The organism is Advenella incenata (assembly GCF_004217095.1).
In the GTDB taxonomy this organism is placed as follows: Bacteria; Pseudomonadota; Gammaproteobacteria; order Burkholderiales; family Burkholderiaceae_B; genus Advenella; species Advenella incenata.
This window is the reverse complement of record NZ_SHKO01000003.1, coordinates 58,518-70,948: the sequence shown is the minus strand read 5'-3', so window position 1 is coordinate 70,948 and position 12,431 is coordinate 58,518. Positions and strand designations below refer to the sequence as shown.

Annotated in this window: 9 protein-coding genes; 1 reads left to right on the top strand and 8 read right to left on the bottom strand. The window is 56.8% G+C overall.

Annotated elements, in window-relative coordinates:
• Positions 1–59 precede the first annotated feature (59 nt).
• The 7 genes from EV681_RS16520 to EV681_RS16485 form a co-directional block, all read right to left on the bottom strand.
• Complete coding sequence (locus tag EV681_RS16520) at positions 60–491, bottom strand: GFA family protein (RefSeq protein WP_130304673.1); 432 nt, start codon at positions 489–491, stop codon at positions 60–62.
• 124 nt (positions 492–615) lie between these two features.
• Positions 616–3,429, bottom strand: a complete 2,814-nt coding sequence (gene acnA / locus EV681_RS16515) for an aconitate hydratase (RefSeq protein WP_128395025.1) — start codon at positions 3,427–3,429, stop codon at positions 616–618.
• 847 nt (positions 3,430–4,276) lie between these two features.
• The gene (locus tag EV681_RS16505) at positions 4,277–5,092 is read right to left on the bottom strand and encodes a heme ABC transporter ATP-binding protein (protein ID WP_242612298.1); all 816 of its coding nucleotides are present in this window, start codon (positions 5,090–5,092) and stop codon (positions 4,277–4,279) included.
• Positions 5,089–6,099 carry a FecCD family ABC transporter permease gene (locus EV681_RS16500; RefSeq protein ID WP_130304672.1) on the bottom strand — a complete coding sequence of 337 codons (1,011 nt, stop codon included), beginning with the start codon at positions 6,097–6,099 and terminating at the stop codon, positions 5,089–5,091. Before EV681_RS16500 ends, EV681_RS16505 begins: the two co-directional genes overlap by 4 nt.
• Positions 6,089–6,934: a heme/hemin ABC transporter substrate-binding protein gene (locus tag EV681_RS16495; protein ID WP_165393097.1), complete on the bottom strand. Its 846-nt coding sequence runs from the start codon at positions 6,932–6,934 to the stop codon at positions 6,089–6,091. The genes EV681_RS16500 and EV681_RS16495 overlap by 11 nt, the downstream gene beginning before the upstream one ends.
• Positions 6,935–6,968: 34 nt before the next feature.
• Positions 6,969–8,021, bottom strand: a complete 1,053-nt coding sequence (locus EV681_RS16490) for a hemin-degrading factor (RefSeq protein WP_165393126.1) — start codon at positions 8,019–8,021, stop codon at positions 6,969–6,971.
• Between the two features lie 65 nt (positions 8,022–8,086).
• Positions 8,087–10,405 carry a TonB-dependent hemoglobin/transferrin/lactoferrin family receptor gene (locus EV681_RS16485; RefSeq protein ID WP_130304671.1) on the bottom strand — a complete coding sequence of 773 codons (2,319 nt, stop codon included), beginning with the start codon at positions 10,403–10,405 and terminating at the stop codon, positions 8,087–8,089.
• A gap of 402 nt (positions 10,406–10,807) precedes the next feature.
• Here EV681_RS16485 and EV681_RS16480 point away from each other — a divergent pair, with 402 nt between their 5' ends.
• Positions 10,808–11,698 (top strand): pirin family protein, encoded by an 891-nt coding sequence (locus EV681_RS16480; RefSeq protein ID WP_130304670.1) that lies wholly within the window; start codon positions 10,808–10,810, stop codon positions 11,696–11,698.
• 96 nt (positions 11,699–11,794) lie between these two features.
• On the opposite strand, the gene rraA is transcribed toward EV681_RS16480, so the two are convergent.
• On the bottom strand, positions 11,795–12,292 hold the full coding sequence (gene rraA, locus EV681_RS16475; RefSeq protein WP_128395031.1) for a ribonuclease E activity regulator RraA: 498 nt from the start codon (positions 12,290–12,292) through the stop codon (positions 11,795–11,797).
• Between the last annotated feature and the right edge of the window lie 139 nt (positions 12,293–12,431).

Here is a 12,431-nt window from a genome sequence, read left to right as displayed (position 1 = left end):
AGCGACACAGGTCGGTTGGCTGGCTGCACCACGCGCGGCGCAAAGCGACGGCAAACAGTTCAGTTTTGATGTCGGGCCGCTACATAATTGAGTGTCCCTGCCCGCTGTGCCGCAGCCGGATCGTCCAGTGGATGGATGACCCCTTCCTCAACAGGCACAGATGGAAAATCGAAAGGGCTCACACCTTCCAGGCAGGCAACGTTCACGCTGATTTGCGAGGGATCCGAGCGCCTTCTGTGGTGGGTATAGATCCCGCAGCGCGAGCAAAAATAGTGCTCTGCGGTCATGGTGTTGAACTGATAGCACGTGAGCCATTGCCTGCCGCACTGATAGTGAATATTTCCAAGATCAGCCGTGACCACAACGGCCCCTCTCATTGCGCAATAGGAACAATTGCAACGCCTGACATTGCGCAGCCCGTCCGCGATCAATACGGTAAACTGGACTGCACCACAATGACAGGCGCCGGCAAGCTTGATACCGTCATTCAATGCCCTCTCCTTGTGCCTGAACCTTCTGAATCAGCCGTTGCGACCAGGGTCTGGCGTTGCGCAACGGCGGCTGGCCATCACCCCGGTCTGTGAGGGGATGGCCAGCCGATGCATGACAGAAAAATCAGTCCAGCAAACTGCGCAGGACGTATTGCATGATTCCGCCGTGGCGATAGTAGGCTGCCTCGCTGGGCGTATCAATGCGCACGATCGCGTCGAACTGCACGCCATCGGCCTGCACCCGCACCGTCGTGGGTGAAATGTCCTGGTTCAATGTCACGATACCAGTAATGTTAAAGGTCTCTTTTCCTGTCAGGCCAAGCGTCGCCGCATTCTGCCCCTCTGGAAATTGCAGCGGCAACACGCCCATGCCCAGCAAATTTGATCGGTGAATCCGCTCATACGATTCGGCAATCACGGCCCGCACGCCCAGCAACGCAGTCCCCTTTGCCGCCCAGTCACGCGACGAACCCGAGCCGTATTCCTTGCCAGCGAGAATGACCAGGGGTATGCCCTTGTCGATATAGGATCGTGACGCCTCGAAAATGGTTGTCACCGGACCATCGCTGCGCGTAAAGTCCCGCGTAAAACCGCCCTCGGTGCCTGGAGCCAGTTGATTGCGCAGGCGTACATTGGCGAACGTGCCACGTATCATGACTTCATGGTTGCCACGCCGCGACCCATACGAGTTGAAGTCTTTGGGATTCACGCCGTGCTCAGTCAGGTAGGCTGCGGCCGGCGAGGTTTTGGCAATGGAGCCGGCCGGACTGATATGGTCTGTGGTGACCGAATCACCCAGCATGGCCAGCACTCGCGCGCCCTGTATGTCCGAAACGGGTTCCGGCTGGCGCGACATATTGTCGAAATATGGCGGTTTGCGTGCATAGGTAGAGGCCTCGTCCCAGTCGAACCGCTCGCCCTCGGGCGTAGACAAAGCACGCCAGCGTTCATCGCCGGCAAAGACATCGGCATAGCCCGCCGTGTACATGTCGGACATGATGGAAGCATCGACCACTTCCTGCACTTGCACGGCTGATGGCCAGATATCACGCAGATAAACATCTTTCCCATCACTGCCCTGTCCCAGCGGCTCGTTGAACAGATCAATGTCCATGGTGCCGGCCAGCGCATAAGCGACCACCAGCGGCGGCGACATCAGATAGTTCATCTTGACTTCAGCGTGGATGCGGCCTTCAAAATTTCGGTTGCCCGATAGCACAGACACCACCGAGAGATCATGATCTGTGACCGCCTGGCTTACTTCGGGAATAAGTGGACCGGAGTTGCCGATGCAGGTTGTGCATCCATACCCCACCAGGTTGAATCCCAATGCGTCAAGATAACGCGTCAAACCGGCGCGTTCGTAATAATCGGTCACGACCCGGGAACCGGGCGCAAGACTGGTCTTGACCCACGGCTTGCGCTGCAGGCCTTTCTCAACTGCGCGCTTGGCCAGCATTCCCGCCGCAATCATGACAGTGGGATTGGACGTGTTGGTACAGGAGGTAATGGCGGCAATCACCACCGAGCCGTGATTGATCTGGCCCTGCGTGCCGTCGCCAAACGTAATGGGAATCGCCGCAGGCATGCGACTTTCGTTTGTCGGCGCTTGTTCCATATGATCGGTGGGCAGGGCCGAGCGCGCCTGGGGCTCCTCATGGGGCGGTGGATCCGATGCGGGAAAAGACTGATCAACGACCTTGTCATAGCCTCGCGGTTTCTGCTGCGGCTCTCCGATAGACGAGGCCAGCGCCCCTTGAAATGCCGGTTTCGCATCTGACAACGCAATGCGATCTTGCGGACGCATGGGACCGGCGATAGACGGCACCACCTGCGACAAATCCAGCTCCAGCTTTTCTGAATAACGCGGTTCGGCTTGCGGGTCATGCCACAGTCCCTGCGCCTTGGCGTAGGCTTCGACCAGCGCAATCTGCTGCTCGGAGCGGCCCGTGAACGCGAGATAACGAAGCGTTTCTGCATCAATGGGGAAAATGGAAATTGTCGAGCCATACTCAGGGCTCATATTGCCGATGGTCGCCCGGTTGGCCAGGGGAACAGCGGCCACACCGGGCCCATAAAATTCGACAAACTTGCCAACGACGCGATGCTTGCGCAACATTTCTGTAATCGTCAATACCAAATCTGTTGCAGTCGTTCCTTCCGGCAACGTTCCGGTCAGTTTAAAACCGACCACGTGCGGAATCAGCATGGAAATGGGCTGACCCAGCATGGCCGCTTCAGCTTCGATGCCACCCACGCCCCACGCAACAACACCCAGGCCGTTGACCATCGGTGTATGGGAATCGGTCCCGACACAGGTATCCGGATAGGCCACTTTCATATCATCGTCATCGGCGGTAAAGACCACACGCGACAAGTGCTCCAGATTTACCTGATGGACAATGCCGGTGCCGGGAGGCACGACCTTGAAGTCAGCAAATGCCTGCTGTCCCCAGCGTAAAAACTGATAGCGTTCCAGATTGCGTTGATATTCGATTTCGACGTTGCGTTCGAACGCATTGGCCTGCCCGAAAACGTCGACAATAACCGAGTGGTCAATCACCAGCTCTACCGGCGCCAGGGGATTGATGCGCTTCGGATCTCCGCCCAGGGCATGCATGGCTTCGCGCATGGCGGCCAGGTCAACCACTGCAGGCACGCCGGTAAAGTCCTGCAGCACCACGCGGGCCGGCGTAAAGGCGATCTCACGATCCGGTTGTGCCTGCGGGTCCCAGCCTGCAAGCGCTCGAATGTCTGCCGCCGTAATGTCCTTGCCGTTTTCCGTACGCAGCAGGTTCTCCAGCAGTATTTTCAGGCCATAAGGAAGCGAGGCAACATCCAGTCCTTCCTCCTTTAACGCATCAAGCCGGTAGATTCGATATGATTGTTCTCCCACTTCGAGTACGCTGCGAGCGCCAAAACTATCCATACTTTTCATGACGTTTTTCTCCTTGATCATAAACTTGCTGGCCTGTGTTCATATCGCAAATGGCAACTACTGCACGATTGGAACTCGGCTGCCATTGCCGGTATAGTGATACGGGCTTACACAAGGGAGGCACCGGCGGGGCGAAAACAATTGGTTCGGGCTTGTTGCTATTGTCTGTTGACAACCACTGCTGCAAGAGCGTGAACACATGCACTGCCTCGGGCTGATACCGATACTTGTATGTCCACTGTCCGAATTGTCGTCATAAAAAACTGATTGAATACTTCCCCTGTCAAACCGCCTGTAAAACCACAGTCGTTAAGTCACATCTATTAAGTTAGGTCTGCAACGCTGTCTGCCCAAGCAGAAACGTTTTTTCCACTTGTCACACGCCGGGCGATGGGTGCCAACCAGAACGGCACCCCACACAGCGATCATGCCATAACTTGCCAAGCTATACAAACCAGTCTGCCCTTTGGCGCATAATGCCTGAAGTTGCTGTCCTTTTCGCCGCGAGTACAGCGCAGGCAGATGTCAGATCACAGACGTGATGATGGGTGTGATGATGGGTGTGATGATGGGTGTGATGATGGGTGTGATGACGGGTGTGATGACGGGTGTGATGACGGGTGTGATGATCAAACCAGAGGATCAAGTTTGAACATCAAAGTATGGGGCCGGCCCGGAATCTGACCAAGAATCACATCAAAGGATCTGATCTAGGATAGATTCAAGCGCAGATGATGGATAAGAAGATGGCGCAGAGTACGGCCCAGACCAACGACCATGATCCGAAGTTAGCAGCCACGCCCCGGTGGCATTGCGCCAGACTATCCGGGGCGACATGAACAGGCTGCTATTCCCAAACAACCAGCAACTTGCCTTGCTTGAATGGATGCGGCATGGTCTGGCTGTAAATGCCATAAGTTGCATACAGGTGCTCGCGCGTCAGCACCCGTTCGGGCGTATCACAAATGACCAGTTCGCCATCAGCCAGCAACGCAATACGGTCACAATACTGCGCCGCCAGATTGATATCATGGACGATAACCATCACGCCCACTTCATCCCTGTGCGCCAGATCCGACACAATGCGAAAAAACGCATGCTGATGCTTCGGATCCAGGGCCGAGGTGGGTTCATCCATCAACAAATACCGCGTCTGGCCATCATGGCGCCGCGCCAGCAATTGCGCCAGCACCCTTGCAAACTGTACCCGCTGTTTCTCACCGCCGGAAAGAGTCACCCATGAGCGGTCAAGCAGATCCTGCACGCCTGCGGTCCGCGCAGCGTGCTGCAATACGGCATCAGCCTGGCCGGGATCCAGCTCCGGAAATGGGTACAAACCCATCTGAATAATTTCCTGGATGCCCAGATCAAAGGTCAGGCCGCTACCCTGAGGCAGCACGGCCCGCTGACGCGCCTGCTCCCGCGTCGACTGCGAAGCGGCCTCGTGACCGTTGATGTAAATGGTGCCTGTGTCGCGGGTGTGAACCTCCTGGCTTTCCTGCGCCAGGATGGACAACAATGTGGATTTTCCGGCGCCATTGGCGCCAAGCAGCGCCAGCACTTCTCCTCGTTTAATTTCAATTGAAATATCACGCAGCACCTGGCGCTGGCCGCGGGTTGCGCAGATGTCGCTGCCGCGCATGCATTGATCCATGACGGTCATCGCATATTCCTTTTTACCAGCAGCCAAAGAAAGAACGGGCCGCCGATAAGACTGGTCACCAGGCCTATGGGCAGCTCCGCTGGAATAACGACCACGCGCGCCAGCCAGTCTGCCATTACCAGGGCCAGAGCGCCACCGGCCATGGAGGCCGGCAACAGATGACGATGATTGGCGCCCATGATCATGCGCAGGCAATGCGGCACGACCAGCCCGACAAAGCCGATGCCGCCGGTCACGGCCACCAGTGGGCCGACCAGCAGCGCAATGCCGACGATCAGACGGCGGCGCAAGTGCTTCATGGAAAAACCCAGATGTGATACTTCGCGTTCGCCAAGCAGCAATGCATTCAGCGCGCGCCATTCCCGGCACAACAACACACAGATCACCAGCGCCCAGGGGCCGAGCAAACCGATCGTACGCCAGTTCGCAGATGCCAGGCTGCCCATGCCCCAGAAGGTAAGGTCACGCAGTTGGGTGTCCGTCGCAATATAGGTAAGCAAGCCGATCAGGCTGCCCGAAATGGCATTGATGGCAATACCGGCCAGCAGCAATCCGGCCACACCGGCATAACGTCTCCCGACCAGATAAGCCAGCCAGGTACTAAGCAGAGAGCCCGCGAACGCAGCAAAGGAAATAACCCAGAAGCCTGCGGCAGTAAGCACAATGGCCGAGACCGCACCCAACGCCGCACCGGCCGAGACGCCGATCAGCCCGGGCTCAGCCAGCGGGTTACGAAACAGCGCCTGCATGACCACACCCGATAACGCCAGTGCCGCACCCGTGACAATACCGAAGACCACGCGCGGCAACCGGATATCCAGAAAAATCTGACGCAGCAACTGGGTTTCATCCCCCTGCCCACCCGTGAGCACCGGCCACCATTGCTGGACGGGGATGACCACCGCGCCGCTGACGCTGCCCAGAATAATGGCAGCCAGCAATATGAGCAGCAGAATAGTAAAAGATTTCCTGACCCTGCCCTGACCTGGCGCAGTGTTAATTTGCATAGCCGGCCGCAGCCTTCAGTTGCGAAATTGCCAGACCGACCCGCGGCCCCATGCCCAGTGCGAGCAAATCATCCATCACCACAATGCGATTGTTTTTGACCGCTGGCGTAAAGGCGATGGCAGGATCCGACTTGAATTTGTCGATGCCGCCAGCCGCTTGCAGCGAACCATTGGTGACAATAATCATTTCCGGTTTCAGCGCCAGCAGGCTCTCTGCAGACACCGGTTTATACCCGCGCTGCGACTTAAGCACATTTTCCAGGCCTGCCATTTCCATGATTGCACTGGCCGTTGTGTCGCCACCGGCCATCAACTTGGCCCCCGTACGGTTCAGGATCAGCACGGTACGCAGGCTATCGCTCGGCCTGGCCTGCGCCTGTTTCACATTCGCCTGGATTTCGGCAACAAGCGCCTTGCCTTTTTCCGGTACCTCCAGGGCCTGGGCAATCTGCCCGATCCGCTCATACAAAGAATCTACGGTCGGTTTATCCGAGACAGTTACCACTTTGACGCCTACCGACTGGACCTTCTCCAGCGAAGCGGCGGGCCCTGCATTCTCAGAGGCGATCACCAGATCGGGTTTGAGCGACAGCACACCTTCAGCAGGCACGGCGCGATAATAGCCCACGCGCGGCAATTTGGTGGCTGCCTCGGGATACAGGCTGGACTGGTCATCGGCGACCAGATTATGCTGCATTTGCAGATCGTAAATAATTTCCGTTACCGTGCCGCCCAGTGAGACAATTCGCTGAGCCTGCTGCGCGCTGGCGCTGCCACAGAAAAAACTCGCGGCGGCCAGTATGGCAAGGCAACGGGTGACGGCATTTGGTTTCATTGGGTGATTCCGTTTTGTCGATTCGGTCATGCCATCAGGCGGCCAGCGGTTGCTTGCAAAGCGATTCAAGCAGCTCGCGCCATTGCCTGATCTCGGGTACGCCGGGCTTGCGCGCGCCGAAGAACTGCACAATTTGTTCTCCATCTTCGGAATACCCTTCCAGCGAGGTCACCCAGCCGTCTTCGGTGGGCTTGTTCACGATCCAGATGCTGTGGATGGCCGTGGTATTCAGATGCAGATTGAATTTCGGATCCAGAATATTGAACCAGGGGCCGGTACGCATGAGTTTTTTGACCGGACCCGAGTGAATCTGGATCATGCCTTTATTGCCAACAAAGCACATAATGGGCAGATCCGATTCGGCCGCTTTCTGCAGCATGACTTCGATGGCATCATTGTCTACACGCTGCGCCAGATCTTCACCAGCGCTTTGCAGCACCTGCACGCGAGGCAGATTCCATTTTTTCAACAGGCCGGCAAAGTCGTGCGTATCGGTCATGCCCAGCCACTCTTGGCGCAAAAGTTCAGGCACTTCGCTGGCATAGGCCTTTGGCGCTGCAGGTGTCCGGTCAACCGGTGCTGGCTCCTGATCGGCGGCGCGAAACTTTTCAACCAACGCATCATATGCCGCCATGTCCGAATTTTCGGTGCAATACACCTTGTGCAGGGCCATGCCTGCGCCGTCAAAAAACTGGATGCTCTTGCGGCCGTTCTGAGTGACGGCCCAGGCATATTTCCAGCTGGAGAAAAACACCCGCAGGTCAAGATCTGCGCCCAATACCAAGCCGACCGGGCCATGGCCAACCTTGACCGATTCATAACGCCCGTGGCGTTCGTGAACACACCATTCATTGCGTGTCAGCAGCATGACTTCGCCCAGCGTTGGCAGCTCCTTGAAAATGGTTTGCGCCGAGCCTTCCAGCAATGTGGCTTCAATATCGCCACATTGGGCGGCAACCAGCTCCATTTCACTGACATCCAGTTTTTCTGCCGCATTGCGTACGCGCATTTTGGGCTCATCCTGCAATAATGCATCGTAACGGGCTTTCAAATCAGTGCTCTGTTGTGTCATGGATATCTCTCTTATAGTAGCTAAACGGTTTTGACCGGGCGATCTTGCGACGGCCCGGCCAGTCTCAAATTTTTTGTCGGTCAATATTGATAGCTGACTGACACCCGCACATAGCGGCCTGCTTCGGAATAATAATCGACCGGACGAGCGATGGCGGTTGGACCTGCGGTAGGCACGTTCAGCGCATTCCAGTATTTCTTGTCAAACAAATTGACCACGCTAAGCTGGAACTTGACGCCCTTCAAACCGGCCGGCGCCCACCATCCGTGTACATCAAGCGTACCATAACCGGGGGCCTGAAAATCCGCATTTGGAGCACCTGCGGCAGCTTCCGGATACTGCACTTTATCGCGTTTATTTGCCAGTGTCCATACTGTCTCCGCCCCCCACTGCGGCGTTCTGTAGCCCAGTGCCAGCGTGCCTTTGAGCGGTGCGACCGAATTCAGATGCTGGCCGGTTTCCAGGTCTTTGCCAACCGTCCATGCCACCGTCGCGCGGGTGTACAAATTGTCATTGACGTTCCAATAGCCCATGGCTTCTGCGCCGTAAATCCGGACGCGATCGCGATTGGCGTAAGTGGTCACGCCATTGGGATACAGACCCTGCTGCATCATGGCATAGAACGGAGAGTCAGGACCGACAGGAACATCCTCATCGATAAAATCCTTATATCGTGTCTCGAATATATTCAGGGAACCGCCGACTATCTGCCCCCTGGCCTGAAAACCCAATTCCCAGCCGCGGCTGCGCTCGGCCTTCAAATTGGGATCGCCCTTGCGCATGTAGTTGGCGGGGGACCCATACTGTAGAAACAGCTCTGGTGCGGTGGGCGCCCGATAGCCATAACCATAGCGGGCGGTCACACGATAGATGTCCGAAGCGTTCCAGGCGAATTCGAGCGATGGAGAAACCTGATTGCCGCTGCGATTTCGCAGTTCACTTTCATAGCCGTTCTGGTTGGAGGCAAAACCGCCGCCGGTCTGCGGTTTGCGCGACCAGCCATCGTAACGCAGGGCCGGGGTCAGTTCGAACTGGCCGTCGTTCCATATGAACGCATGACTGGCAAACAGCGACCAGTCGCGGCTTTTGACTTCGGGCGTATCACCCTGGTTGGAATGCAGGAAGTCGCAGGTACGCGGCCCCATGGGCGCAGGCAGCCCGGCGGGAACGACAGGACAATTATCTACCCCGGCCGAGTACTGTTCATAGGTGTCATCAGCAAAAGTGCCGGCCACGGTCCAGTGACCGCGCAACGCGGCATCGCCCCAATAGCCGCCCGCACTCAGATTGAGACCCCAGCCTTTTTGTTCGATGCTGTTATTGCGCTCATACAAGCCGCTAGGATAGCCATACATGAAAGGATCTCCTGGCCTGGCAAAAGCGCGCCCGTCCTTCTTGCGAAAAGCATGCTGATTATTGTCCAGCCGGGTCTTGCTCCAGTACAGCTGGATGCCGGCCTGATCCAATGCGGAATAGGCCTGTGTGGATTGATAGTTGTAATCGACCCATATACGATCTCGTTTCAGGCGCTCAGTCAGTTGGTTATTGCCAATCGCATAGGTAGAGGTGTTCTGCTCATGCTGTAGATCGATATCGCGGTCCAGCCTGAAGGTACTGGCGCCCAGGCCGAGCGTATGACCTGGGGCCAGCTCATGCTCCAGGCGAAGCCCTACGTTCTTGCGGGTGTAGTCGGCCGGATTCATCTTGGTGCGCGCCGCGCCGTAGCCGCCGATATCGCCGCCATTCTCTTCTTCGCTGCCGGTACTGATACCGTACTGAATCAGCATTTTCGTTGAGGCCCCCAATCGGGCTGCAAATGCCATGTCGCCACCAATGCTGTCATCCAGCCCATCATGCGTGCCCCTGACTAGCAAACCGATATTTTTGCCCTCTGTCAGCAAATCGTCGGGACGCAGTCCGCGCAGCATGACTGTACCCGTTAGGGTAGCAGCATTGCCGGCACCGGCACCACGCACCACATCAACAGCCGACAGCGTATTGAAATTAATCGTTTCCATGCCGCCTTTTACGCCCCGGCTGCCATCATTCAACCATGGTAGCGGAATACCGTCTTCCAGAATCCGGACCCGATTGCCATCCAGCCCTCGCATATTGACGCTTTTATTGCTGCGATTGAAATCCAGCCCGGGAATCAACCGCCCCAGGTCAGACCAGTTCTGAACCTGTCTGTCGGCAATCTCGGCCGCGCTGGTGGAGGTTTCCCAACTGGCAGCAGCAGCCTCTGCCTGCGCGTGGACCGCGCCCAGCTTGGGGATAGCCGGATTCGGTGACGCAACCGCGTTACCGCTCCCAGTCGTGGCCTGGCCATGGGCAACGCCAGTGCACAGAAGCGATGCAAGTAGCGTCAGGCGAAAGAATGGGAAAGAGACTGTTTTCATAGTTGCAGGATAGGGAAAGAAGATCTCGGCATGCCGAACGTGCCAAACCAGAAACCTGACGCCGGAGATACATGTTGAAATAACTGAAACTGAATAATACTATGAATGATAATAGTTATCAATACCATTCTTATTAAATATCAGCATCCAATAAACCATTGGGCCACCCCCCGTTGCTGCGCTCTACCCTGCATGCAATAGAGAAAATGACGAAACGAATGCAGGAAAGACAGGACAAGTCCGTGTCCAAATGCGGGGGATTTGATGTTACTTGCGGGCACGCGCGCATGTTAGTCGCCGTCTCCCCATCCTTTGATCGACAGAAAACAACAGCTTCGCTTTTATATTGTCATTGCGCAAAGGCGCCCAATATATGAATATATTGGTAACCAGGAGCCGATCATGGACAAAACCCCGCTTATTCACCACGCCCCTGCCCCCCATTGGGTCGGCAATGCCTTTCACGTACGGTCCATGTTCTCCTATGGGCAACGGAACGTGAATCCCGATCCGTTTCTGCTGCTCGATTATGCGCAACCACGGCATTTTTCGCCCAGCCAGCAGCGGCGAGGCGTAGGCGAGCATCCGCACCGCGGCTTTGAAACCATCACCATCGCCTACAAGGGCGAAGTGGAGCACCGGGACTCGTCAGGTGGCGGCGGCATCATCGCCGCGGGCGACGTCCAGTGGATGACAGCCGGCGCAGGCATCATGCACGACGAATTCTTTTCCGAAGCGTATTCACAAAAAGGGGGAGATTTCGAAATGGTGCAACTGTGGCTGAACCTGCCGGCGCGCGACAAAATGACGCCGGCCCGCTACCAGAGCATCACAGCCGACGATATCCCGACCGTCACCCTACCCGATGAGGCGGGTACATTGCGGGTCATCGCCGGTAGGTACAAAGATCATCAGGGGCCGGCAGCCACGTTCACCCCGGTCAACTTATGGGACACCAGCCTGGCACCGGGCAGCCGCGCCACATTCGAGCTGCCTGCGAACCACACGGTCATGCTGCTGGTGCGCCATGGCACCGTGAATATAAACGGCAGTGCCGACGCTGGGGCCAGCCAACTGGTCACGTTTGCCCAAGGCGGCACCACCATCACCATTCAGGCGAAAGAGGCGGCCGCTCTGTTGCTGATGAGTGGCGAGCCCATCGCAGAACCGATAGCCGGGTATGGTCCGTTTGTTATGAATACCGAAGAACAAATTCGCCAGGCACTGGCCGACTTCAATGCCGGGCAGTTCGGACGTATCGGACAGGCCCGGGACCGCTCCGCTACCGAATAGCCAAGCGGCTGCAGGCCCGGCAATGGCTGGGCCTGCAACGCACTAAGCCGGTACTTTTCCACTGTCGCGTTGGGTGCCAACAGGGGCCACTGCTTTTTACAGCGACAGCGCCTGCTCAGAGACCACAATGCCATCGGCATCGCTATACAGGTACTGACCAGGGACAAAACGGACATTGCCGAAAGTAACGGGTACATCGATCAGGCCCAGGCTGTTTTTACCGCTTTTGCGCGGATTGGTGCCCAGCGCCTTCACGCAAAAATCCATGGCATCAATCTGCTCACTGTCCCGGATCGCGCCATACACGATGATCCCGGACCAGCCGTTATCCTGCCCCAGCTTGGCGATCATATCGCCCACCACCGCACAATGCAGGGAAGCAGCGGCGTCCACCACCAATACGGCTCCCTGACCCGGTTCGGACAGGACCTGACGAATGAAGGTATTGTCTTCGAACACTTTGACCGTACGAACCCGTCCCGCAATGGCGCGTTTACGGCCGAAGAGTCTGAACTGGGTATCGCAGGACGGCAGCGACGGGTGCTGATCCATAATATCGCAAGTGATCAGCGCGGCAAGGGGTGAAGCGGACATGGCAAACTCCGGTAAAGGGTAGACTTGAACAGCCATTGTTATACCAGATCGGCGCTACAAAAAGCATCCCCTTTTGTCGAACCGGCCGCTTTCGGGATCTGGCAAGCGGACTGAACGGCAACCAGGCGAACCGCCGCAT

What these genes read in the sequence shown, in the direction of transcription:
- acnA (WP_128395025.1), bottom strand. Translation starts at nt 3,429, where the DNA reads ATGAAAAGTATGGATAGTTTTGGCGCTCGCAGCGTACTCGAAGTGGGA.
- rraA (WP_128395031.1), bottom strand. Translation starts at nt 12,292, where the DNA reads ATGTCCGCTTCACCCCTTGCCGCGCTGATCACTTGCGATATTATGGAT.
- EV681_RS16500 (WP_130304672.1), bottom strand. Translation starts at nt 6,099, where the DNA reads ATGCAAATTAACACTGCGCCAGGTCAGGGCAGGGTCAGGAAATCTTTT.
- EV681_RS16495 (WP_165393097.1), bottom strand. Translation starts at nt 6,934, where the DNA reads ATGAAACCAAATGCCGTCACCCGTTGCCTTGCCATACTGGCCGCCGCG.
- EV681_RS16480 (WP_130304670.1), top strand. Translation starts at nt 10,808, where the DNA reads ATGGACAAAACCCCGCTTATTCACCACGCCCCTGCCCCCCATTGGGTC.
- EV681_RS16485 (WP_130304671.1), bottom strand. Translation starts at nt 10,405, where the DNA reads ATGAAAACAGTCTCTTTCCCATTCTTTCGCCTGACGCTACTTGCATCG.
- EV681_RS16505 (WP_242612298.1), bottom strand. Translation starts at nt 5,092, where the DNA reads ATGACCGTCATGGATCAATGCATGCGCGGCAGCGACATCTGCGCAACC.